Origin of the sequence: Microcoleus sp. T2B6, assembly GCF_036700475.1 — a bacterium.
Taxonomy (GTDB): Bacteria; Cyanobacteriota; Cyanobacteriia; order Cyanobacteriales; family Microcoleaceae; genus Microcoleus.
On sequence record NZ_JAUBOZ010000047.1, the window covers coordinates 34,848 to 59,038 of the forward strand.

Below are 24,191 nucleotides of genomic sequence, written 5' to 3' on the forward strand. Positions count from 1 at the left end.
GCTTCCCAATGCAACCACTGTGTTTGTTTGTAGTTGGTAGACCGTCTGTCGGCGATATTTCCCGCTAGTTGCAATACCCGCAGGTTTAGCTGCAATTACCCGGTCTGTACTTTTAGCATCCTAGACAATAAAAAAATCGGCAATCACTGATTTTAAGTATATACGATAACACTCAAATACCTAGTATTGGGACTGACCTACTTCGGATTCGGTTTGGGATATTTGCCGGGGCTGCGGATGAACCGGGCGGCGGTTGCAATTATCGGGTCAGATGAGTGCGGTGGCTTTGGGGATACTCGACCTGAAAACTGCTTGGGAGGCGATCGACCCCAGTACGATGTTTTGTGTTGGGAATGACCAAGAATTTCTTCATGTGGTATCCGCCACGTGATTTATCCGTGGAATCAATCCAAAATCGAAAATCGAAAATTCTCAAGAAAGAGCATTTATCCGTGGGGTCGCCTCTAAAATCTAAAATCTAAAATCTAAAATCGATTGACGATCGTGAATCTAATTAATTAGACTGTTTAATAAATATTTATAATACTTAAGTTAAGTAAATCTTATAATGCACAATCGGCCACGAGCTTTAGTCCTATAGTTTATACTTAATCTTGTGCAGCAAACGCTAAGGAGGTAAGAAAAAGTGAGTATCCAACCCGCTGCGAAACCCAGACTTAATTCTGCGTTCAAACAACTGATGTCCTTACACTGGGTAATGTCAGCTTGCTATTTAGTGCTGTTTATTACCGGTACGTTTATGGCTCAATTGCCGAGAGAATTGTTTATTCGAGGCCCCCTGTACGATTTTCACAAATCCGTAGCCGTGCTGACAATGGCTTTGCTGACTTGGCGGATTTTAACTCTCCTCCGGGTATGGTGGAAAAAATATACGAAACGCCTGCCAAAGTTTACAAAGGAATGGTACAAAAATTTTGCTCTGCACGCAAGTTTGTACGTTTTTATGTGGCTAGTTCCGGTTAGTGGTTTCTTTTTTTCTAACTCTTTCAAAAGTAACAATGTGAAATTTTTCGGCATTGTTTTGCCGGATGTGTTTCCGCAGAATTCCGCAATGGTTGATCTGGGAAGGAGTTTGCATTTTTGGCTGGCGTACACATTTTTAGCGTTCGTAATTTTGCATATTTTAGAGCAGAAGAAAGTTGTGAGAGCTAATTGGCGTAGGTTGACAAATTTTGTTAGCACTAAGTTCCCAAAGTCTCAAAAGGTGGGATAAATTTGCGATGGGGTACTATAGCCTTTCGAGCTCTCATAGGAGGTACTCATGGGCATAGGGCATAGGGCATAGGGCATAGGGCATAGGGCATAGGGCATAGGGCATAGGGCATACCTCACCACGCTTGAGAACCGCTATATCTGAATTGGTAATGATAAATTGACTGCAAAACTCGCTATTTTCCACGGTGATATTGTGAAACTTGTCCCATCATCTAACTTCTGGGGCAAATTTATGGGTTGTTCTAATAAATCGACGGGGTGACTAATGGCTAAACCCAAATCGCTCTTTAATTCCAACTTCGCCTCTTCACCATGACACTCGTAACACCGCAAAATCCACACATTAGAATCGTCTTCCGATTGTTTGAAAGCCATCAACACTAAATTTTCGGCGGACAAATCCAAAAACTTGCCAACTGTCGGCAGAGTCTTGTGGCCATTTTCCTCTAACTTGGGTAACACCTTTACTAGCAGCGGTAAATTCAACTCGTACCCCTGTCGAACTGTGTCGGCATCCTGCCAATTTCCGCTGTGGGGATACACTGCACAAGTAAATTCCGAAACTCCTACATCTGCTTGTTCATCCGGCCAAGTCGAACCCCGAAGCAATGTCAGCCGAATTTGATTTGGTTGAAGGTCGCAACCGTATTTGCAATCATTGAGCAAACTCACTCCAAAACCGTCATTGCTGATATCAGTCCAGCGCAAAATCGGCACTTCCCATTTAGCTTTTTCGGCGGGTGTTTGCGGCTTGGTTGTGCGCTGAATCGCACCGCCGGGAATTTCGCAAGTTACAAAATCTGCTTCTACATTTAACCCAAAGGCTGCTTTTACTAAAACGTGCTTTTCTTGCCAATCTGTCACTGTCTTGATTTTTAGCAGCGGCGAACCTACTTCTACTATATAATCTTGGCAAAACTCCGACTTGCCAATTTGTCGGACTACGCGCAAACTCTGCCGTAATTCCCCCTCCTCTACCCAACAAATATCTTTGAGTATCGGCGCTGGTAGTTGATGTTTTTCATAATTTGGGTCAATGTTCCAAGCATCCCAATATTGGCCGCTGTCTTGAAATGCTTGCAGTTGATTGCCACCGGCTGCATTCAGGACTTCTCGGTTATTTACTTTATCCCAAATGCTGGATAAATCCCCGGTTTTGCCGTCTACTGTTGCCCGAATAAATTCATTTTCTAACACCATTTCTGCGGTTGCAAAATGCGTTTCTTGACAAGGTGTGTTTTTTTGTGCTATACCGTATGTAAGTTTCGATAACTCTGTCTTTTTTTCAGTTTCTGGACTCGCGGACGCATTATCCACAGTTTGAGCGTCTTCGCGACACAGCCAAAACACCTGGTAGCCAACGGCGGGGATATTATTTGCCCAAAATAACAGTGTAGAGTGCGATTGCGGTCGATCGCCCCTGACAATCTGCGAAGCCAGTCGCCGTCGCGAAAAATCGTAAATTTGCCAAGCTGAATCAGCGGCATCGGGAAGCGGTACAGCGACAACCTCAGAGCGCGACCAATTGAGAGTATTGAAAATCAAAATTGGTTGAGCGTCGGGCCCAGGAGGGGAAGGGAGAGAAATTTGAGCCGAGATGGCATCCAAAGATTTTAGCAGGATTTCGCGACAAGTGCGATCGACCTCAGCAAAAGCTAGATTAGCATCCGCATAAACTTGGGCGATCGCAGAACCGGGCAAAATATCGTGAAACTGGTTAAACAAAATTTGTTTCCAAGCAGATTCTAACTCAGATTTCGGATAAACCGCACCAGTACAAATAGTGGCCAGCGAAGACAGCAACTCCGCTTGGTAGAGCAATTCTTCGCAGCGGCGGTTTTGGCGTTTTTGGTCGGCGCGAGTCGTGTAGCAACCCCGGTGGAATTCTAAATAAAGTTCGTCTTTCCAAACGGGAAGAGTTTTGAGTTGTGAGATGGGAGGATTTGCATCCGAAATTGCCGACAAGTTGGACAATTCTAGCGCCCGCAAATTCTCCTGATTATCCGATTCAGAAACATCGCTTTCGGGCTTAGTTGCGGAAATTGCCGACAAGTTTGACAATTCTAGCGCCCGCAAAATCTCCTGATTGTCCGATTCGGGAACATCACTTTCTGGCGTAGTTGTCGCAACTTCCGGCAAAAACTGACTCTCAATCAAAGACAAATAATCAACCGCTTTCGCAAACTCCAACTTCGGGAAAAAAGGCGACATTTTCCAGCGTTTCGCCACCTCCAACATATCACGAGTCGGGCCACCGCCGTGGTCGCCAACCCCAGGCAACCAAAGAGCATCTTGCAAACCAGTCTTAACTTGCCAGTCAAAAGCATAACTTGCCATTTTCACAGATTCTATGCCTTCACCAATGGGAGGAGACATCATACTAAATATTTTAGTACCGTCCAACCCTTCCCACCAAAACGCACCGTGCGGAAATTCCGTTGAATCATTCCACCGCAACTTTTGCGTCACAAAATAATCAACTCCACCTTGCCGCAAAATCTGAGGTAATTGCCACCCAAAACCGAAAGTATCCGGTAGCCAAGCCACCCGCATCAATTCCCCAAATTTTTCTTTTGCATAAAGCTGTCCGTAAAAAACTTGCCGCACCATTGACTCAGCGGAAATCAAGTTTAAATCCGGTTCTACCCACATCCCGCCGACAACTTCCCAACGTCCGACGGCCACCTGTTTTTTAACCGCAGCAAATAAGTCCGGCCGATGTTCTTCCATCCAAGCATAAAGCGCCGGAGTAGAATGACAGAAAATCAAATCGGGAAACTCCGATTGCAATTTCAATACCGACTCAAAAGTTCGCTTGGCCGCTTCCCAAGTTTCCGGGACAGGCCACAGCCAAGCCAAGTCTAAATGAGCGTGACCCACCAAATAGATTTTACCTGTATATATAGATGTCAGCTCACCACTTTCTCCTATATATATAGATGTCGGATTGCTATTTTCTCCCACATCAAAAACCTCATCCCTTCTTCCTCCCTCTGCGCCCTCTGCGGCCTCTGCGGTTCCCTCATCTAAATCCCCCAAAAAAGATGTCAGTTCACCACTTTCTCCTATATATATAGATGTAGCCTCGCTATTTTCTCCAACCTCCGAAACTTCCTCCCTTCTTCCTCCCTCTGCGGCCTCTGCGCCCTCTGCGGTTCCCTCATCTAAATCCCCCAAAAAAGCTCGAAGATATCCCAGTAAATTGTGCCGCAAAACAGACAGCGAGCGATCGAACTTTTCGCGATCGCCCACCGCCGACCAATCAATCAAACCCATCGCCAAATCAATCTCAGATTTCAGCATTTCCCCCTTGACAAACCTGGGGCGATTTGCTATGATTTCGGTGGGTAGGTATTGGGAATTTTCAATTTCTAAATTTCGACTAAGCGAATTTTGCAAAATCTCTAATTCGGCAGCCACAAAACCCGGATCGAAACAAGAAGAGTCAGCAGCTTCATACAAACAAATCGATCGCACTAAAGCACCGTTATCGTGACCCGGACTTACCAACCGCAAAATTACTAAAAATTCCTCTCCTGGATTAGCCGAAGCACTCAACAAAACTCGATCGGCAAAATCAAATAAATCTCCCTGTCCGGCTAACTCGCCATTGACAAAAATTTGAGCATCTTCTGCCCACCAAGTCAAGCCCAGCAGCAACCGCAAACCAACCACAGGATAGCCCTGCAAATTGTCAGGAATTACAAATTGCTGGCCCAAATACAAAACTTGCTTCCCAGACGGCCAAGCAATATGTCCTTTCCCGTTAAGTTCGGCAACAGGGCTGTTACAAATATTTACCGAAGAGACAGCCGAGTCAGAATCGCAGTACCTCCAACCAGACTGAACCTCCACTTGACTGAGGCGGCGCAACTTTTCGACAGTGGCAGAAATATTGTTGCTGGCAGGTGACACAGAAGCGCTCATATTTCGCTAAAATAGGAATTGTGTATTAATCAAAAATCAGATTGAACCGCCCCGACGCAAAGGACGCGAAGAAATAAAGGTTTCAGAGGGTTTGAAGCTGCGATTAAGATCTCGCTTTGATTTTACAGCAATATTCAGCAATTCCGGCGCGAATCAAAAATCTGAATTCAATAATTAAACTTATGTCCAACGGTTACTACGGCCCATACCAAAGCCGACTATTAAATTTTATATCGAAACAGTCCCGCCAAGTCGCTGACAATTGCGATCGAACTTGGCGTCAAATTAAAGAAGCAACTCTCACGGCTACCCAAATTCTGCTTTATCCAGCTTATTTGCTGGTGCAAAGTTCCCGACTGCTGGGCCGACAGTTGCGGGAATCAAGTCAAAAAGTAGATTTACCGGAACTACAAGAAGAATTTGGCGGTGACGAAAATCCCGATGGGCAACAAAATTGGTATCAGGGCGAAACTTCCGAGGAAAGTTCGATCGCCGAAATTTTGCACCTCGCCGAAAATTTACTAAACTCGTCGCAAACCGCGAAAACTTTAGCCAGCTTCCCGCTGTTAATAAATCAGGGAAATACTGCTAACAATTTACATCCGGCCATCAATTTTAGCGGACAAACCGCAAAGCATCAAACAACTTCCGTCTTAGAACACCCGCTTGCTAAAACTCAATTAAAACCCCAACCGAAAGTTGAGGGAATTGCCAGTTTTATCCCAGCCCGCACTTTAGTATTGGTCGGAAGAGAAAATCAGATATTAGATATTTTGACACCCGAACAGCAGGAAATGCTCGAAGGTCGCATAACTTGGGAAATTGCCAACAGCGGGCCCGAACGGCGGGAAATTACCCAAAAAGAATTAAAATTTAATCTCGGTTTGGAGTCGGCAGCCAAAAAAGCGCAGTTGCCGCCGATGCGTCGTTTTTGGGAATTGATGGCCTGGCTTCAGACGAGTCCGGTTGCTCTCAAAAGAAATCAGTTTGGAGAATCAATCCTCGCAGTTAAAAAATCGATCGACCGCAATGCCATCCTAGTCCAAAAAGCCCGCGCCCAGATCGAAGCAAAAACCGCACTGCAGTCAATTGCTGCATCGAATTTGATCGACCACAATACCCCAAAACTAGAAACTAATTTTAACAGCAAGTTCGATCGTCTAGTCAGCAATCCTCTATCCTTTGTTACATTACTCGATCGCGCAGCCGTCAACATCGAGGAATTAACCCTACCGCCAGCGCTAAAAACAACCGCCGCACCAACAGAAATCCCCGGAGTAAAAATTAATACATCCGGCACAGACGGCAATTTAGATTTTTCCGCCCGCGAAATCCTGGAAAAATACGCGCGAAACATCGAAGGAATTATTTGGTCGTCAGTAGACCACCTCCTAGGCAAAGAAACAGCCGCAAGTGATAATACGGAGAAATCCCTGTCAATTAAGTATTATTTACAACAGATTCAAGAGGAAAAAAACACGCAAAAAAGCCCAGAGGTCGATCGACCGTGGCTGAAGTGGCAAGACTTATTCGGGGAAGCTGCACCGGAGCATTTAATCGAAGGAAGTTCCGAACCCGATGCAGTAGTTCAAACTCTGGTATCACAATCTAGTCCAAAAGTCAAGCAGAAAATTGCAGAAGTAGGAGAATTGCCAGAAGGTCTATCGACCGCAGTCTCAATCTCCCCTTACCCCGAAGCACTTCACCGCCTGCTCGGGCAGCTAAAACAGAGCTTGCTGACACAAAGCCCAAAAAGTCAACCCCAAACAGCATCTGATTTATCTGATTTAGCAGTTACTCAAAAAAATAGCCCTGCACTCGCAGCAGAATCAACCCCAGGGCGCGCGCCGGAAACCCAAGTGCCAAAAAACACAAACCCGAACACCCGACAAAACAACCAATCCCCAGCAGCAATCACCGCGCCAACCCGCAGATACACCCCCGCAACCCCCACAACCCCCCCCGCAGCCGAACCAAAAAATCACAGCGCAGGCGTCCAACCGGAAGGCGAATACTTAGAAACAAAAGCAGAATCGATGGGATACATTAAGCACCCCCTAGAACAAGTGCTCGAATGGCTCGATCGAGTCATGCTGCGGTTAGAAAACATCGCCGAGCAACTCTGGAATTGGGCAAAAATCAACTTGCCAAAAATCCTCAAAAGCAAAGAGAAAATTGACTAATCTTTAGCTTATGATAAAAAAGTTGCGGCAACAGCAGCAAATCAGCTCAGTATTATGCCATCTTTGGAGACTCCCACAGTGCTAACCCTCAAAATCGTAGTTAATGTAGTTGTTTTATTTTTTGTTTCCCTGTTCATATTTGGATTTTTGTCCAATGACCCAGCCCGGAACCCCAACCGCAGAGACATGGAATAAACAAGTTATCTCGACCGCAGAGTAGGGGCGCGTCACCGCAGCCCCTGCAACAGCCGACAAACCCGCAAAAATTAGTTGAACAAAACTTGACCGAAAGCATCCAGGATACAAGCCCCCGGATTCATCCGTGGAGAAATAAAAAACCTGTATCCGATGAAACTTGCCCCCCGAATTGCTCCGTGGGGTCAATGCTTCCAATCTAAAATCTAAAATCTAAAATCTAAAATCGATTGACCTCGCACCAGCAGCGAGGTTATCTTGTGGCGAAAGCAACTTCTGAAAGCAGCCAGATTTTGGCGCGCCAAAGCCACAGCCAATTTTAGATGTCAGATTAATTTTTAAACAATGGCCTTATTAGATGCAAAATTTTCAATAATTTGCACCCTATAAAATCTAAAATCTAAAATCTAAAATCTAAAATCGGATGACTTACCTGTTGTAACTATGCCCTATCCGGTACCGCCGCCAGAACCCTCTGCCATCATCTACATCGCAAAGCCAAAAAAAGTTGCCCTCACTGTGGCGGCCGGCGATGGAGACACCCGCAGCAACCCCGCAGAAATACCGGAACCAAGCCCAGATATCGTTGAGCCAGAACCCACACCAGCCCCAGCAGAACCCGCAGCCACACTCCTCGGCACCACCCCAGCCACCGACCAGCCTCCAGAAATCGCCGACCCCCTAGCGGAAGTCGAAAGCGGCGACGCAGTTCTGGGATTTCAGCGTCAGGCCCCTGTGGGAGGACCCGAAACAGCAGAAACTCCGAAAGATTCCTCGTTTACAGCTTACCAATTGGGTTCGGTAGAAAATGCCATTGCCATTCGGAATCGGGAACGAACCGCAGAGGCGCAGAGAAAACAGGAGAGAAATATTGCCGGAAAGCAGGAAAGTTGGTATCAGGCCCAAGGCCGGCAGTTAGAAGATAACTCTCCCCAACCTGCGGAGATTCCCGTTCCAGAACCCGCGCTAGAACCAGCACCCAGCGGGCAACAGGAGTTCGAGATTCCCGCACCAGCAACCGCCCCCGCACCCAGAACCCCCCCTGCGCCGACACCGAAACCTAAACCAGCCGCGCCGGGAGTCCGCACCGCCCCTTCTGGGCGGACGGTGCCTTTTCCGGTGACTCCGGCCGATACTATCGAAGTTAAGGCCGACAGCCAAGAATTCGACGATAAGCAGCAAATTGTCACGGCGGTTGGTAATGTCGTTGTGCGGTTCCGGCAAACTGTGATTGATGCCGATCGAGCGATCGTCAACTTAGTCACCCGCCAAGTGGTAGCATCCGGCAATGTCGCCTATACCCGCGGCCAACAAGTAGTGCGCGGCCAGCAGATGGAGTTCAATCTCGGCCTCAACAGCGGTGCAGTCGAACAAGCACGCGGCGAAATATTCCTGCCCGCAGCAGGTAGCGAATTGACGCCCACACTGCCGACAGATATTAGTGCTGGGACGATTCTCGAACAGCCGCTGAGCGATCGAATTACCAGCCAGCAGCCCCTACGCGGAGTCAAATCCCCCGGCGCTGCTACAGTGACTATCGGCGGCGGCGGACAGCTAGCAGCCCCCCAAGTTACTGGTGCCGTCAACCGCATCCGCTTTGAAGCAGAACGCATCGAACTGCTGCCAGACGGCGCGAGGGTAGCAACCAACATTCGGCTTACTAACGACCCGTTTTCCCCGCCGGAATTTGAATACAGGGCCCGGAGGGCGACGATTAGAAGGATTTCGCCCACGGCAGAGGAATTAGTCACAACTAAACCCCGCTTGGTGTTCGACAACCGGGTGAAAATACCCGTGTATCCCCGCAGGCAAGTCTTTGACAGCAGGCAGCAAAACGGCCCGTGTTTGACCTTTGGTTACGACGGAGGCGAACGCGGCGGTTTGTATGCCGAGTGCGGTTTTGAGGTGTTGCAAAACGGGCCGGTGCGGCTGACTCTGACGCCCCAAATTTACCTGCAGCGGGTGGTGGAAAAGCACGGCGGTAATCCGTTTTCTCCCGATAGCTACGGGCTCAAAGCGAGGTTACGCGCTAGTCTCGGCCGGCGCACCAGCCTGGACGGATCGGCAATATTTCTGAGTTTGGAAGATTTCCCGAATTTGCCGGAAAACAGCTTTCGGGGCAATTTGCGCCTGCGACAGTTGATCGGCACTCACTCTCTGGCTGCAGAATACAGTTATCGCGATCGACTGTTTAACGGTTCTCTGGGCTATCAAACCGTGCAGAGCAGCCTCGGAGCAGTCCTCACCTCCCCAGTCATCCCACTCGGACGCACCGGCCTCAATCTCAGCTACCAAGCTGGGTATCAATTTATCAATGCTGACACCGATCGACCAGACTTGCTCGAACCAGTGCGGGAAAACAACCGCATCGATCTGGGCCGTTCCCAAGTTAGCTTCGCCTTGAGCCGCGGCTTTAACCTGTGGGAGGGTCAACCGCTGCCCCGCACTCCCACCCAGGGCTTGAGGTATACGCGGACGCCAGTGGTTCCTTTCTTGCAACTGGCCCTGGGACTCCGGGGAGTTGGTACTTACTACAGCAGTGGCGACAGACAAAATTCCCTCGCTGGCAGCGTCGGCATTCAAGGACAGTTCGGTCATTTCTCCCGCCCTTTCCTCGATTACACTGGGTTTAACGTGACTTATACCCAGGTGGGGCGCGACGGTATCTCGCCGTTTTTATTCGATCGCTTAGTAGATTTGAGAGTCCTGTCTTTTGGGCTTGTCCAGCAAGTTTACGGAGGCTTTCGAGTGGGATTTCAAAGTGCTATTAATTTAGAAAGTGCGGAAACAATCAGTACGAATTACACCTTAGAATACAGCCGCCGCAGCTACGCAATCATTTTGCGTTTTAACCCTGAGCGTCAAGTCGGCAGCCTGACTTTTAGAATTAGCGACTTCAACTGGAATGGGACTCCCCAACCTTTTTCCGGGGACGCGCGAACTGTAGAAGGAGGCGTTCGTTTATCCGATTAATTCAATTGGGAATTGGGCATGGGGCATTGGGCATGGGGCATTGGGCATTGGTCATTGGGAATTTGGAACCAACAGAAAACAGTCAACCGCCAACAGAAAACAGTCCACAGACAACAGAAAACAGACAACAGAAAACAGACAACAGTCAACAGTCAACAGACAACAGAAAACACTCAACAGTCAACAGAAAACACTCAACAGTCAACAGTCAACAGTCAACAGTCAACAGACAACAGAAAACAGTCAACAGTCAACAGAAAACACTCAACAGTCAACAGTCAACAGTCAACAGTCAACAGAAAACAGTCAACACATGACAGAAGTGACCGCAATATCTGCACAAGCAGCGGCTCTGCTGGTTCACTACGGTTTTGACCTAGGTGGCAAAAAAGCCGAGAAATTGGCGGGTGAATGGCTAACCAAGTATCCCGGCTATTGGCTGCGTTTAGCAGTGGTTGAAGCGCTTTATCAAGGCCGCTACAAGGCTGTTTCTGTGGGACAGCTATTGAGTATGTGGCACCGGATAGGTGAACCTCTCTATCATTTCAATCGCGAGTTTGAACGCTTGGTATGCAACAATTTTCCTCAAAATTTAACCGGGGAAATTGGTGTTCAAATGTCGCAGGAGGATATACTTTTCTCCAACCAGGAATCGCAAGTTGGTGTCGCCGAGTTAGATTTGCGATTGCCGTCAGAGGCGCAACTTGATGTGGCGCTTCATGCAGAAGTCCCCAACACAGACGCCCCGGGAATAGGAAAATTGCCCGCAGCCGACGATCGCACAAAAGAAAATACAGAATTTGTAGTATATGAAGATGTGGCTATTACCGCCCTCGCCGATCGAGCCGAAGCCGAGCAAAAATTAGCTGACAAACCTGTGGCAAAATCCTTCCCAGTTGTCAAACACACTGATTTTCATACCAAGTTAAAAGCCATTGCCAGAGAAGGCAGAAGAAAGAAGGGAGAAAGCAGAAATAGACTGTAAACTTTGGGAACTATAGCCTTTCTCAGTAACATGAGGTGCTCTCGCGGCCTCCGTGGCCTCCGTGGCCTCCGTGGCGTCCGTGGGCATAAGACTCGCCCCCATACCTCACAACGCTTGAGAACCGCTATAGATAGTTATTTTTCACTTTTCACCAGAAAACGAGCCAGAAGCCCCTGGCTTTAGACATGGGGAGGAAAGTGGCAGCGACGACCGTCGCCTGAAGCTTTCTTCCTTCAAAATCCATAGCTATAGCCATCTTTTTTGTGAATTGCTTTGCAATATTTATGGCTAACACCTGCTACCCTCCCAGCCTTCGTTACGATATCAAAACTACCTGAAGCACGGCACAAAACACGCCCGGTGTAAGAGCCGATTTTCTTGCCTGCGGTAACGTTTGCACTGACAAGATCGCCAGTCTGAAACCCTTTATGGATTTGCACTCTGGACTTGTGCCGCATGGGAAACCCGTACTGATTTGTGCCGCACATCTGTCGTGTTCCGTGACCTTTTGCTGCGATCAACAGTGGCTTTGATGTTAAGACTTCAAGCGTGTCAACGCTGCCCACACACGCAGCATCAAGCCAGTGCGATTTAGCTAATCCTAACCGATGGCGATTGAACTTAGTTTGCCCGCCCGTGCCAGTAGTGACGGGCAATCCCGTCTTTTTAAGTGCATTAAACAATGCCCACCTGGTTGAGTTGACCGCTGCTGCATCTTTAAGAGGCTGTTTTGCCTGTTTGAGAATACGATTTAGCAGGTCGGGCTTAGCTGCCAGGAATACCCGAACATCTTGATTGCCTTTCTTTTGATTGCAATCGTGGCAGGCAATCGTTAAATTAGAAACCCTGTCCGAGCCACCTTTTGATTTGGGTTGAATGTGCTCAACCTCAAAAGGTACATTTTCAGCCGAGCAATAAGCGCACTGCCGATTCCATTTGTCCAAGAGATACTGCCGGACTTCGTAACCCTGCAATTCTCCCTGCTGATACAATACGCCTGAGATTTCAGGGTTTTGCATTAGTTGGGTATCGAACCGCACTAACTCTTGAGCAATGCTAGCAATGGGCGCAAATCGAATTAACTTGCGTACCCATGTAAGTGTTGTTTCAACTCGATGCTGCCCCGATGGAGCTAGCCAACCATCCGGACGAGTGCGATTGAGAAACCGCGCTTGACGATATCGAGTTTTGCGATTTCGCCTTCCTCGCCTGAGTTGGTGGCGAGAGAGAAGTGCATCTTTAATTTGCTGCCCCCTGTGTTGCAGTTCGGCTCCGAAGATAATCTTGTTGCCCTGTTTGACTGCGATTCCCGTAATTTTAGATCCCGGATCTAATTTCAGTTCTAAGAGTTCAGGATTCGTCTCAACTGCTTTTTTCAAAACAATTGTAAAGGGATAGCGGCGAAATACCGCTGCCTTGCCTGCTTTCAGTAATGACCTTGCCATTCCTGGTTTGCAGGGTGATAAAGGTTTGAGATTGTTATCAATTACAAAGGCAAAGTTAGACATTTTTGCGTCTCCTCTGATTTCTCGTAATGTTCGCTTCGCCAATGTTTTCAAGGCTTGTTCTGCTGGCTGCACTTCCTTAACCCATTACAGATGTTTAACAACCAACGATAGTGCTACAAACTAGCGACGCATTTGTAGGTATCATGACCTCGAAAACGTAGACCTCGAAAGTCTTGGGCTGGTCATGTTGTGGCTCGCATCCCGCTTGCGTTAGTCGGGCAGTCTACAAGCCCCTGCCTTTAGGCATGGGGTTCATGACTTGGGGCACTTACTCCCATCCGAATTTCCGAACAAAAAGATGCTTGTTCCGTACCGTTAGCTTGCTTAACAACGCTAGTCCGCAGCCGCAAATTGGGCATGAGATACCACAGCCTTTCTTCGGCATGGAGGGTGTCTGATTCTGTAATCAATGTCAGCACGTCGTCGCCCATCACGTAGCGGCTGTTACCCTTGTCTTGCAACACTTTGCCAACGCTTGGATTGTCGGGATTTGGTACGATCGCTAGTATTGTAGAACCGATTTGTTTAGCTTGGTCGCGATCGGGAATACCGTCCCAACTAATCCGAACGCTAGTTAGCTTAGTTGAAGCCGGGTTAATCGAGTGTTGTTGGCAAAGTTTGACGACTGCTGCATCGCTAGCTGTCAGTATTTCTATTTTGAGGTCGGATTTACCCGCCTGCAATTCCCCAGAATTGAGATTGTGTACGGTACGCTGAGAAAACCATTTACCTGCACTTAACTCGAAAAACTCGATAACATCCATGAAATTTGTCTCTAAAGTCAATACTGCTTTATTTGCGATCGTGACTTGCGCGCTATGGAGTCAGAAACCCGGTTTCTTCCTGCGTACTAGCGACCAAACCCATGATTTTGTCTAGAAACCCGGTTTAAGAGTGCAAGTCCTTTTCTATATTTTAGAGGAAGGGGGCGCACCTGCAAAGCTTTCTGAGAGCTTTAGGTGAAACAGATTGCAGATGCCGTTGAGGTACGAAACCCAACCAGGGGGACATCTGCCTCGCTGATGCGGCCGACTTGACAGAAAATTAGAGCATCCGCCATTATATTTCGTTAGAAAAAGTTTTTTTCGCACTTTAAATACCTGAAAATTTTTAGCTTTGAGAGTGTTTATCGATCGACCATCCTGGCCCAAATACCAGCTATGTTAAGAAAAGCAACGATATATGTGAGCTTTTGTCGATCGAGCGGTAAATTGGGCGTTGCTGAGTTTAATTATATTGGCGGCGATTTATTATCATGGCACTGCTTGAAAATTCTCCAAGCAGACTCCGACTAAAAAACAAGCAATTCATCGAACCATCACCAAACCGAGGATAGCAAGCCCGTAGCACATAGCATTCAAATATGTCATGCTAAGTCAAGAGAAAAGATTCTCGATCGGCTTTTCGGTAGGGTACAGCTAGCGATCGCATACATTTAAAAAACACATCCGTAAATTTATGACCGAGTTTACACAAGGGCTGGATAAAATGCAGCCCGCAGAACAGACGCACTACCTGGGAATCCTGCCAAGTCAGCTAGCAGCGACTTCAGACTGCGAAAAATTATACAGCTTACTAACAGATTACAATTTTATTGAATCCAAGCTGTCAGCATCGGGAGTACAGGCGCTAATAGAAGATTACGATTTAGCAACAAGTCCCGATATTATTACCTCAGACCAAAAAGCCCACCAACTCAAATTAATCCAAGAAGCAATTCGGCTGTCTGCCCACATTCTAGCCACAGATAAAACCCAACTAGCCACCCAACTAATAGCCCGCTTGATGTGCTTTGAAAGTCCAGACATTCAAGCCCTGCTAGCACAGGCCAAACACCAAACAACCCCCTGGCTGCGACCGCTAACGCCCAGCTTTACCCCTCCCGGCGGGAGATTGTTGCGTACCCTCACCGGACATACAGACTGGGTACAAGGTGTAGCAATCACCCCCGACGGCAAGCGGGCAATTTCTGCGTCCTCCGACCACACTCTCAAAATTTGGCACTTAGAAACAGGAGAAGAACTTTCCACCCTCAAAGGTCATCTTACCTACGTCAATGCTGTAGCTGTCACGCCCGATGGCACTAAAGTAATTTCCGGTTCTTGGGACAATACTATTAAAATTTGGGATTTAGAAACTGGACAAGAAATATTTACTTTTGCCGGCGATACTTTTGCCGTAGAAGCAGTAGCAGTAACTCTCGACGGCAAGCGAGTAATTTCAGGTTCTTGGGATGGCAGTATTAAAGTTTGGGATTTGACAAGCAGGGAAGTAATTTTCAACTTCAAAGGTCACAGCAGTTTTGTCCAGTCGGTAGCAGTAACTCCTGATAGCAAACGGTTAATTTCTGGGTCGGGAGACAACAGCATTAAAGTCTGGAACCTAGAAACCGGAAAAGAACTTTTTACTCTTACGGGTCATGAAGACTGGGTAAAAAGTGTAGCAGTTACTCCCGACGGCGAAAAAATAATTTCTGGCAGTTACGACGGAACTGTTCAAGTCTGGAGTTTGCCCGAACAAAAGCAACTTTTCACTTTAGGAAAACACGGTAGTTTTGTTCAAGCTGTAGCAGTCAGTCCTGACGGCAAACGGGTAATTTCGGCTTCCGGCGACAAAACGCTAAAAGTTTGGAATCTCGAAACAAAAGAAGAACTTTCCACTTTTACCAATCACATTGCCCCAGTTAATGCTGTGGCTGTTACCCCCGACGGCAAGCGGATAGTTTCTGGTTCCTCTGACAAAACTCTCAAAGTTTGGCACTTAGAAATAGGCAAAGAAAATTTATCATTTGCACGTCACGATGACTGGGTAAATGCTGTAGCAGTAACGGCGGACGGTACTAAAGCGATTTCCGGTTCTGGAGACAACAGCCTTAAAGTATGGAATCTCAAAAACGGACAGGAAATTTTTACAATTCGGGGACATCAAGATTGGGTAAAAGCGATCGCAATAACAGCGGATAGCAAGCGAGTAGTTTCGGGTTCTGGCGACAAAACTGTGAAAGTTTGGAATCTAGAAACCGGAAAGGAAATCTTTACTTTCACGGGTCATACAGACTGGGTGAATTCTGTGGCAGTGACTGCGGACGGAACGATGGCGATTTCGGGTTCGACAGACAAAACTATAAAAGTTTGGAGTTTGGAAACAGGAGAGGAACTTTTTACTTTTACAGGTCATGAAGACGGGATAAAATCTGTTGCAGTTACTCCTGACGACAATCGGGTAATTTCTGCTTCCAGCGACAACACTCTCAAAGTTTGGAGTTTGGGGAAAGAAAAGAATATTTTTGCTCATTTGTGGAATGTAGGAGTTAAAAATCAACTTTTCACTCTCAAAGGTCATGAGAGTTGGGTGAATGCTGTGGCAGTTACAGAAGATGGAAAATGTGCAATTTCTGGGGGGCGAGAAACAACTTTGAAAGTGTGGAATTTGCCAAGTAGAAAGGAAATTTTTACTCTAGCTGGTCATGCCGATACGATAACATCCGTGGCGACTAGGGGTAATAAAGCGATTTCTGTTTCGGATGACAATACTCTGAAAGTTTGGGATTTGTTGAGTCGAAAAGTTGTTGCTAGTTTCACGGGAGATAGTGCTTTGAAAGCTTGCGCTATTGCACCTGATGGGGTGACAATCGTAGTGGCGGAAGCTTCGGGACAGGTCCACTTTTTGAGGTTAGAAGAGGGGAAATAGTCATTAGTGATCAGTCATTAGTCATGAGTTATTAGTCATGATTCATTAGTCATTATGCCGATCGCACTTTTGCTAAAATTTAAAAGTGCGATCGGTCTTTTCCCCAATCTAGTTTACAATTGTTCGGGGTCAATTCCCATCGCTCGCAGTCTTTCTGCCAGTACAGCAGCCCGCTGTTCGGCTTGTTCTGCCCGCTGTTCGGCTTGTTCTGCCCGCTGTTCGGCTTGTTCCAAGCTGCGAGAAACCTCCTCATAACTTGTAAAAGGTTCCCCGTCAGGGCGATAAATTTGCAACTCTTCACCCGACAAATCAAAGCGAATTCCTGCAATTCATTAAAAAAAATCTCATTCACCAAAGAGCGCATCGAAAATAGGGCAGACACCGCCCGCCCTAGAAAACTACTTTCTCTGCAAATTCACCCCGCGAATCGAATAATCCAAAAGCTCAATAGGGTGCATTAAAGTAACTGTTTTTCCCTGCAACTCCAAATGCTTCTTAATTTGCAAAGAACAACCCGGATTAGAAGAAGCAATCAACTCCGCCCCAGTATTCAGCAAATTCTCCACCTTTTGCACTCCCAATTCATCAGCAATCTCCGGCTGAAGCATATTGTAAACCCCCGCACTCCCGCAGCACAAAGCCGCATCCACAGGTTCTTTTAACTTCACCCCCGGAATTTGTTGTAGCAACTGACGCGGCTGCAAACTAATCTTTTGCCCGTGCAACAAATGACAAGCATCTTGATAAACAATTGTCAAATCTCCGTCAATCAAAGGATTAAGTTTCGCCGTAATTCCCGCACTTGCCAAAAACTCTTGCACGTCCTTAACATTAGCAGCAAAATTCTCAGCTTTCTCCCGATACTCAGGGTCATCTGCTAAAATGTGACCGTATTCTTTCAAAGTGTGGCCGCACCCAGCAGCGTTGATAATCACAAAATCAACGCCAGTATTTTCAAAGCTATCAATCATTTGTCTCGCCAAAGCTTTCGCCTGTTGGGCTTGCCCTTGGTGTTCCGGCAAAGCAGCACAGCATCCCTGACTTTTAGGAACCACAACCTCGCAACCGTTAGCCGTCAAAACTCGCACCGTAGCTTCATTAACTGGCGAAAATAACAGCCGCTGCACGCAGCCTAAAATCACGCCGACTCGATAGCGTTTCTCCCCTTGTGCGGGAATTACCTCTGGTAAATTATCCCGGAAAGAATCAACAGTAACTTTCGGCAAAATTGATTCCATCGCCGCCAAGCGGGGAAATACTTTTTTCAGCAAACCTGTTTTGCGGACAAGTTTTGGCAGTCCTAATTTTTGATAAATAAACAGGGGTACAAGCAAAGGTCGCAATCTGTGAGGATAAGGGAAGAGATTAAAAATCAGAGTGCGAATTACATTGTCGGAAAAAGTGCGTTCCTGATTTCTAGTAACTTGGTGGCGAGTTGCGGAAATTAACTTGTCGTATTGAACTCCAGACGGGCAAGTTGTAACGCAGGCCAAACAGCCCAAACAAGTATCGAAATGCTGTGAGGTTGCTTCGTTTAAAGGTGCGTCGCCTTCGTTAATTGCATCCATTAAATAAATGCGGCCTCTGGGGGAATCCATTTCTTTGCCGAGTACGCGATAACTCGGACAAGTTGACAAACAAAAGCCGCAGTGTACGCAAGTATCGATTAATTTCGGGTCTGGCGGATTGTTGGCGTCGAAACCTGGGATGTCGAGGGTTTCTAAGTGGGGATTTTGTGCTAGAAAATTGCTTTCTTTGGCAGGTCTTAAATCGTCGCTGGGAAATTGAGATTTTTCGGAAGTTTGCATATATAGAAGAAGTTCGGCAACGGATTATGTAACGGATGTAACGGATGTAACGGATGTCAGTCCGATGGAAGTCGGAAGAAGAAAGAAGGAATAAGAAAAAAAGTTTAGTTATCTAGGAGAGAAGTCAGAAGCAATCGACCGCATGGATAAAGTGCAATTAAGAATGTCCTAAACGTCCCAACCAAAACTTCTCTTCTTTTCTCTTCCTTCGCGGTCTTCGCGCCTTCGCGGTTCATTAAAAAACAAATCTGGTTCACAAATGAATTAGACCTAGATTCAAGAAAGACCGAACTCCTGACTACAAACTTTAAACTAAATACCGCTTATAAAACGATCGGGACTCAAAAGATTTTCCGGGTCAAACTGCTGTTTAATCCGGCGCATTAAATCGATCGCACTTCCAGTATAGCCCCAAACATCTAACTGTTGCTTGAGGTCGGTCGGCGCTGCTAAAACAGTCAGAAAACCGCCTTTAGCTTCGCACCCTCTGCGTACCTGCAACAACGTGTCTGCAGTCGCAGTCTCAAAGCGCAAAACCCCCAAACCGCTGCCTGCATGAATCCAAGCGTTCTGTATCGGCAATGTGTTAATTGCCGTTACAGCTTCCGACGGTCTAATTCCTATTTTGCAAATAATTGCCGACTTTGTGCCAGAATCCCACATTGTTTCTGGCAATCTTTGCCATAACTGATTCTCATCATTTTCGCAGCAGCTAGTGCCTTGCAAACCCAATTTTTCGCCAACTTCCAGCAAGCGGGCTGATTGTTGTTTAACACTTGGGGCGATACTTTGAAATCTGACGATTAATCCCGTGCCCTTTCCTAAGCCTAATTTTGCCACTAATTCAGGTGACAGCAAATCAACGGCTGTTGGTGTCAAAGCAGAGGATAATAAGATTTGAGCCGTTTGGGACAAAGCATTAATTTCCCCTGTCAGCACTACGGTTCCCGATGATTCAGGCAGCGGATAAACTCGGAAAGTTACTTGACTTATGACGCCCAATGTGCCGTAAGCACCAGTAAACAGTTTCATCAAGTCGTAACCGGCGACATTTTTAACAACTCGACCTCCGGCTACGGCAATTTTACCGTCCGATCGCACAAAGGTAATTCCCAATAGCAAATCTCTCACCCCCCGATAGCGATGCCGCAAGGAACCCGCATCAGCAGTAGCGACAATGCCGCCCAAAGTTGCCTCTTGCGGATATGCTGGATCGATCGGCAAAAATTGACCTGCCGCAGCTAAAATTTGTTGCAAATCCGCAAACTTCATCCCCGCTTCTGCAGTCACGGTTAAATCGCCCACAGCGTGTTGTACAAGCCGATTGAGGCGCGAAGTGCTGACAGCCACAAGCCCCGCTGCATCAGGAGATACCCTTAAATCCCCCTTAAAAAGACCCACTTTGACAACATCTTGCTCCCCCCTTTGTAGGGGCGGTGCCCCCGTGCCCGCCCTGGGCCGGGGGGGATCGGAGTCTAATTTAACTAAACCGCCCCAATCAAGTTTGCTGCCGCTGCCACAAGGCAAGACTGCACAGCCATGTTGCTGTGCCCAAGCAATGACAGCCGCCAGTTCTTCCTGAGTATTGGGGTAAACAGTACAATCTATTTTCGTGTCGGGGGCAACTGCTTTTTCTACCCGTTCTTGCCAAAATGGCTCTGTATCTTGCCAGCGACAGATGCCAGCAGTCCCGACAATACTTTCTAATTCTTGTATGCTTACGTAATTTTCGGTAGAAAAAGATTTCATGAAGGTTATCAGACGCCCGGTAAAAAAAATTATCAAAACACTGCCTAAAACCATTAAATATTAATACGGGCCCGATATTCAAAACATGAAGAAACAAATGTCTCAAAACCGAATTTCTCTGGGAATTACCGGTCTCAACGAAGTGATTGGCGGTGGCCTAATTTCTCAACGCTCTTATCTGGTGCGCGGCGGCCCCGGTACTGGCAAGACTACACTGGGCTTTCACTTTTTGGCAGCAGGTGTGGCTCTGGGAGAAACGCCCCTGTTTATTACTTTAGGAGAACCGGAAGCACAATTGCGGGCCAATGCCACAAGTCTCGGTTTTGATATGGAAGCGATGGCCTTCCTCGATTTGAGCCCATCCTCAGAATTTTTTACCCAAGTTCAAACTTATGACATTTTCTCCCCCTCCGAGGTGGAGCGAGAACCGACTACACAAAAGATTATCGAGCGAGTCGAAGCTGTCAAGCCACAACGGGTGTTTTTGGACGCAATCACTCAATTTCGCTACTTAGCTGCGGATGAGTTTCAGTTTCGCAAGCAAGTTTTGTCTTTTCTTCGGTTTTTGGTGGAAGGGGGGGCGACGGTGGTGTTTACCTCCGAAGGCACTTCAAGTGCTCCCGATGACGATTTGCAATTCATCAGCGACGGGGTAATTTATTTAGAACTGCGCCCTGAAGGACGCGCCCTGACTGTCACCAAGCTGCGAGGCTCCAATTTCCGCAGCGGCCGCCATTCGCTGCGCCTGACTCAGGCTGGTATGGAGGTATTCCCGCGACTGCTGCCGGACAACTTTCAACAGGATTTTGTTGCTGAAGCAATTTCTTCTGGGGTTCCAGAAATTGACGAACTGCTGCACGGGGGACTGGAACGGGGGACTGTGACGGTGATTAGCGGGCCTAGCGGCGTTGGTAAAACGACGGTGGGGATTCAGTTTATGAAGGAAGCTGCAGGAAGGGGGGAGCGATCTGTAGTTTACATTTTTGAGGAGTCAAGTTCTACTCTGCTGCAGCGCTGCGAATCAATTAACATCCCGGTTGGGGCGATGATGGGGCAAGGAAGTCTTTCGGTGATACCTGTGGAACCTTTGCTGTACTCGCCGGATCAGTTTGCCTGTATGGTACGGCAGGAGGTTGAGCAGGAAAAGACGCGGATTGTGATGATTGACAGTATTTCTGGCTATCAGCTTTCGATGCAGGGACAAGATTTGGTGAACAATTTGCACGCTTTGTGCAAGTATCTGAAGAATATGGGAGTCACCGTTATCTTGATTAATGAGGTAGAAGCCATTAGCGGAGATTTTCGGCTGACCGAGATCGGAATTAGCTATTTGGCGGATAATCTTCTGTTTATACGCTATCTGGAACGCCAACTGCATAATAGGACAGAAATCCGCAAGGCGATCGGAGTAATTAAAAAACGAGTCAGCAATTTCGAGAGAACTCTGCGAGAACTCGAGATTACTCGCTACGGCATCAAAGTCAGCAAACCGATACGGGGGCTGCGCGGTATTTTGAGTTCGGCGCCGGTGTGGATTGATGGGGAAGCGGATGAAGATTGAATCGGCGCTTGTCGTGCTGTTGCTGGGCAAGTGCAGCTAATTTTGCAGTCGTGAATCTACTAATGAGTAGGGGGCGCGTCGCGCACCTCACCACTAGCAGTAGTGCGCGCACCGCGCACCTTACCACTAGCCTAAGTCCTGGAAAACTTAAATATATTGGTAAATTTGTGTATTTTTCGACTTTTATCGTAATGTAGTTTTCAATTCTATGAAATACAGTAGGGGCACAGGGCACGCGGCCGTGTCCTGTGTCAGATCATCTGTACTTCACTCAACTGAAAACCTATGTAATAGTTCCCCGAAAAGTAAGCTAATACCAGATAAAAAAAGAATCCAACTTTAGACCACCTCCCAACCCATATATAATCACTCACTCCCAATTTTTTATGAGGTTGCATAGAATCCGATCCCCCCTAGCCAAGAGGGCGGGCACGGGGAGTAGGGGTCGCACCGCCCCTACTAAGGGGGGACAAGATTCTTCTCAAAGTCAACCCCTACTCCCCAACAACCAGGGGGATTTAGGGGGATCGAGATATGTGTAACTTCACATTAAATTGGTATCACTCGCCATTGTAAAATCTAAAATCTAAAATCTAAAATCTAAAATGGTATAACCCGTATTCACAGGAAGCTGATAAATGACTGGCAACTCAATAATTTTAGCCGTAGACCGCAATCAGCGAAACTTGGAACTATTAGCACAATTTCTCAATAAAGAAGGATACCAGATGATCGCGGCTTATAACTTTGAAGATGTTGCACAAGCTATCAGTCAGCCTGCTAGGATCGGGATGGCTTTAGTAGATATTTCTGGTTTCGATCGCCGGATTTGGGACTGCTGCGAACAACTGCGAAATAACCAAATCCCTTTTCTGATACTCTCGCCCAAACAAAGCGCTGCTATTCAGCACGAAAGCCTCTGCCACGGGGCTCGGAATATGTTGGTAAAACCTTTGATCGTTAGAGATTTGCTATCCATTGTTCACAGCTTGCTAGGAGAACGTGCGTGAGTCAAATTTTATTGCTTGTCGAACAGAAAGAAAATCGCCGCTTGTTATTAGAATGGCTAGCAGTTTACTATGAGGTCTTGTTGCCAAACTCAACAGAAAATAGTGAGGATTTTTTACCATTTAATCAATCTTTTGACCTGGCGATAATTGACGGTATTTCCCTGAAACGCCACTGGCAATGGGTTGCCGCCCAAAAACAGGCAGAACACCCGGTATGCTTGCCTTTTCTTTTGATTACATCCCGCTCGGATGTAGGGATGGCAACGCAATTTATTTGGCAAAGTATTGACGATTTGATTATCGCTCCGATCGAGAAGATTGAATTGCAAGCGCGGGTGGAGATTTTGCTGCGATCGCGCCAGTTGTCTTTAACTCTTAAATTGTCTCACGACCAACTCGATCGCACTCTGCAAACAGCCCAAGAGCTCAATGAGATGAAAACATCTTTGCTGTACATGATTGCCCATGACGTTCGCAATCCTTTGAATTTCATCATCGGCACTACACAACTTCTTAGCAAGTACAAGTTAACATTAACAGAGGAGAAAACACAAGAACTTCTAGACAAAACTCAAGCAGCGGCCAAAGGCATAGATTTGTTATTAGATGATGTTTTGCTGCTGGGGCGTGTTGAGTCGGGAAAAACAGGTTTTTCCTTGCTACCGATAGACTTAGCAAAGTTGTGTAATGAGTTGGTAGAGGAATTTCAGAGCAGCCTGAAGTTGAAACATGAAAATGAGCGGGTGACGCTGATTTTTGTCAATCACCATCAATCTGCTATGGCGTGTTTGGAGGTAAGCTTGCTCCGGCGCATTCTGGGCAATTTGCTGTCCAATGCTATTAAGTATTCTCCCCCAAATACCGAAGTCATCTTTGAATTAAAAGTTACTGAAACCGAGGCTATTTTTTCGGTACAGGATGCAGGAATTGGCATACCTGTAGCAGACCAAGGACGGCTGTTTGATTCATTTTACCGGGCTAAAAATGTCGGTCGCATTCCTGGTACTGGACTGGGGCTGAGCATTGTTAAAAAATGTGTGGACTTGCAGGGTGGCGAAATTACTTTGACCAGTGAAGAAGGCATTGGCAGTACATTTACAGTAACGCTGCCGATCGCACAACCAGGAAAAAAGCAAATCTCGCCTGCAACGCCTTAAACTAGATGCAGGCATTATATTGGGATATTCATCGATGGATTTGACGCCCCGCTGAGGCTCTACTTGGTATAGCTTTTCTTATTGACATCCACCCCGGCGTGAACGCACGGGGATTCCATCTATTCAAGCCAGTCAAAAATTGACAATTGCTTAAATTCTGGTGGGTTGACGCTTCTTTGGGTGCTGCTATCCTGGGATAGTCTTATGCT

18 protein-coding genes are annotated in these 24,191 nt (G+C 47.0%); 12 read left to right on the forward strand and 6 right to left on the reverse strand.

The window, feature by feature from the left end; translation table 11 throughout:
* Positions 1–186 precede the first annotated feature (186 nt).
* Positions 187–357: a hypothetical protein gene (locus QUA00_RS20285; RefSeq protein ID WP_333105595.1), complete on the forward strand. Its 171-nt coding sequence runs from the start codon at positions 187–189 to the stop codon at positions 355–357.
* A 289-nt stretch (positions 358–646) separates the two neighbouring features.
* On the forward strand, positions 647–1,234 hold the full coding sequence (locus QUA00_RS20290; RefSeq protein ID WP_333140295.1) for a cytochrome b: 588 nt from the start codon (positions 647–649) through the stop codon (positions 1,232–1,234).
* A gap of 134 nt (positions 1,235–1,368) precedes the next feature.
* Here QUA00_RS20290 and QUA00_RS20295 read toward each other — a convergent pair whose 3' ends face one another.
* On the reverse strand, positions 1,369–5,163 hold the full coding sequence (locus QUA00_RS20295) for an alpha-mannosidase (protein WP_333410932.1): 3,795 nt from the start codon (positions 5,161–5,163) through the stop codon (positions 1,369–1,371).
* A gap of 182 nt (positions 5,164–5,345) precedes the next feature.
* Between QUA00_RS20295 and QUA00_RS20300 the strand changes: the two genes are divergently transcribed.
* The 5 genes from QUA00_RS20300 (at position 5,346) to QUA00_RS20320 (ending at position 11,499) form a co-directional block, all read left to right on the forward strand.
* Positions 5,346–7,346 carry a hypothetical protein gene (locus QUA00_RS20300; RefSeq protein WP_333410933.1) on the forward strand — a complete coding sequence of 667 codons (2,001 nt, stop codon included), beginning with the start codon at positions 5,346–5,348 and terminating at the stop codon, positions 7,344–7,346.
* Between the two features lie 78 nt (positions 7,347–7,424).
* Positions 7,425–7,541, forward strand: coding sequence for a photosystem II reaction center protein I (locus QUA00_RS20305; RefSeq protein ID WP_039887172.1), 117 nt, complete (start codon positions 7,425–7,427; stop codon positions 7,539–7,541).
* A 444-nt stretch (positions 7,542–7,985) separates the two neighbouring features.
* A complete protein-coding gene (locus QUA00_RS20310; protein ID WP_333410934.1) occupies positions 7,986–10,514 on the forward strand; it encodes a DUF3769 domain-containing protein in 2,529 nt (842 codons plus the stop codon).
* Between the two features lie 32 nt (positions 10,515–10,546).
* Complete coding sequence (locus QUA00_RS20315; RefSeq protein ID WP_333410935.1) at positions 10,547–10,831, forward strand: hypothetical protein; 285 nt, start codon at positions 10,547–10,549, stop codon at positions 10,829–10,831.
* Positions 10,828–11,499: a hypothetical protein gene (locus tag QUA00_RS20320; RefSeq protein WP_333410936.1), complete on the forward strand. Its 672-nt coding sequence runs from the start codon at positions 10,828–10,830 to the stop codon at positions 11,497–11,499. Before QUA00_RS20315 ends, QUA00_RS20320 begins: the two co-directional genes overlap by 4 nt.
* A 233-nt stretch (positions 11,500–11,732) precedes the next feature.
* Here the strand turns inward: QUA00_RS20320 and iscB are convergent, their stop codons facing one another.
* Positions 11,733–13,007 carry an RNA-guided endonuclease IscB gene (gene iscB / locus QUA00_RS20325; protein ID WP_333107803.1) on the reverse strand — a complete coding sequence of 425 codons (1,275 nt, stop codon included), beginning with the start codon at positions 13,005–13,007 and terminating at the stop codon, positions 11,733–11,735.
* Between the two features lie 239 nt (positions 13,008–13,246).
* Positions 13,247–13,771 carry a phycobiliprotein lyase gene (locus QUA00_RS20330; protein WP_333305235.1) on the reverse strand — a complete coding sequence of 175 codons (525 nt, stop codon included), beginning with the start codon at positions 13,769–13,771 and terminating at the stop codon, positions 13,247–13,249.
* 396 nt (positions 13,772–14,167) lie between these two features.
* On the opposite strand from QUA00_RS20330, the gene QUA00_RS20335 reads away from it, so the two are divergent.
* Together QUA00_RS20335 and QUA00_RS20340 are read left to right on the forward strand one after the other, a co-directional pair.
* Positions 14,168–14,302 carry a hypothetical protein gene (locus QUA00_RS20335; RefSeq protein ID WP_333107793.1) on the forward strand — a complete coding sequence of 45 codons (135 nt, stop codon included), beginning with the start codon at positions 14,168–14,170 and terminating at the stop codon, positions 14,300–14,302.
* A 151-nt stretch (positions 14,303–14,453) separates the two neighbouring features.
* Complete coding sequence (locus QUA00_RS20340; protein ID WP_333410941.1) at positions 14,454–16,697, forward strand: beta-propeller domain-containing protein; 2,244 nt, start codon at positions 14,454–14,456, stop codon at positions 16,695–16,697.
* Between the two features lie 113 nt (positions 16,698–16,810).
* Here QUA00_RS20340 and QUA00_RS20345 read toward each other — a convergent pair whose 3' ends face one another.
* From QUA00_RS20345 to QUA00_RS20355, 3 genes are all read right to left on the reverse strand, one after another.
* Positions 16,811–17,005, reverse strand: a complete 195-nt coding sequence (locus QUA00_RS20345; RefSeq protein ID WP_333140285.1) for a hypothetical protein — start codon at positions 17,003–17,005, stop codon at positions 16,811–16,813.
* Between the two features lie 90 nt (positions 17,006–17,095).
* Positions 17,096–18,505: a heterodisulfide reductase-related iron-sulfur binding cluster gene (locus QUA00_RS20350; protein WP_333410937.1), complete on the reverse strand. Its 1,410-nt coding sequence runs from the start codon at positions 18,503–18,505 to the stop codon at positions 17,096–17,098.
* Positions 18,506–18,817: 312 nt separating this feature from the next.
* The gene (locus QUA00_RS20355; protein WP_333410938.1) at positions 18,818–20,254 is read right to left on the reverse strand and encodes an FAD-binding oxidoreductase; all 1,437 of its coding nucleotides are present in this window, start codon (positions 20,252–20,254) and stop codon (positions 18,818–18,820) included.
* Between the two features lie 97 nt (positions 20,255–20,351).
* Between QUA00_RS20355 and QUA00_RS20360 the strand changes: the two genes are divergently transcribed.
* From QUA00_RS20360 to QUA00_RS20370, 3 genes are all read left to right on the forward strand, one after another.
* Positions 20,352–21,815, forward strand: coding sequence for an ATPase domain-containing protein (locus QUA00_RS20360; RefSeq protein WP_333140279.1), 1,464 nt, complete (start codon positions 20,352–20,354; stop codon positions 21,813–21,815).
* 638 nt (positions 21,816–22,453) lie between these two features.
* The gene (locus QUA00_RS20365) at positions 22,454–22,825 is read left to right on the forward strand and encodes a response regulator (protein ID WP_333410939.1); all 372 of its coding nucleotides are present in this window, start codon (positions 22,454–22,456) and stop codon (positions 22,823–22,825) included.
* Entirely contained in the window at positions 22,822–23,982 is a 1,161-nt protein-coding gene (locus tag QUA00_RS20370) for an ATP-binding protein (protein WP_333410940.1), read from the forward strand. The genes QUA00_RS20365 and QUA00_RS20370 overlap by 4 nt, the downstream gene beginning before the upstream one ends.
* The last annotated feature ends 209 nt before the right edge of the window (positions 23,983–24,191 follow it).

Bases quoted from the DNA above. Each gene is read 5' to 3' on its own strand.
- QUA00_RS20295 (WP_333410932.1), bottom strand. From the start codon at position 5,163: ATGAGCGCTTCTGTGTCACCTGCCAGCAACAATATTTCTGCCACTGTC.
- QUA00_RS20300 (WP_333410933.1), top strand. From the start codon at position 5,346: ATGTCCAACGGTTACTACGGCCCATACCAAAGCCGACTATTAAATTTT.
- QUA00_RS20310 (WP_333410934.1), top strand. From the start codon at position 7,986: ATGCCCTATCCGGTACCGCCGCCAGAACCCTCTGCCATCATCTACATC.
- QUA00_RS20315 (WP_333410935.1), top strand. From the start codon at position 10,547: ATGGGGCATTGGGCATTGGTCATTGGGAATTTGGAACCAACAGAAAAC.
- QUA00_RS20320 (WP_333410936.1), top strand. From the start codon at position 10,828: ATGACAGAAGTGACCGCAATATCTGCACAAGCAGCGGCTCTGCTGGTT.
- iscB (WP_333107803.1), bottom strand. From the start codon at position 13,007: ATGTCTAACTTTGCCTTTGTAATTGATAACAATCTCAAACCTTTATCA.
- QUA00_RS20330 (WP_333305235.1), bottom strand. From the start codon at position 13,771: ATGGATGTTATCGAGTTTTTCGAGTTAAGTGCAGGTAAATGGTTTTCT.
- QUA00_RS20335 (WP_333107793.1), top strand. From the start codon at position 14,168: ATGTTAAGAAAAGCAACGATATATGTGAGCTTTTGTCGATCGAGCGGT.
- QUA00_RS20350 (WP_333410937.1), bottom strand. From the start codon at position 18,505: ATGCAAACTTCCGAAAAATCTCAATTTCCCAGCGACGATTTAAGACCT.
- QUA00_RS20355 (WP_333410938.1), bottom strand. From the start codon at position 20,254: ATGAAATCTTTTTCTACCGAAAATTACGTAAGCATACAAGAATTAGAA.
- QUA00_RS20360 (WP_333140279.1), top strand. From the start codon at position 20,352: ATGTCTCAAAACCGAATTTCTCTGGGAATTACCGGTCTCAACGAAGTG.
- QUA00_RS20365 (WP_333410939.1), top strand. From the start codon at position 22,454: ATGACTGGCAACTCAATAATTTTAGCCGTAGACCGCAATCAGCGAAAC.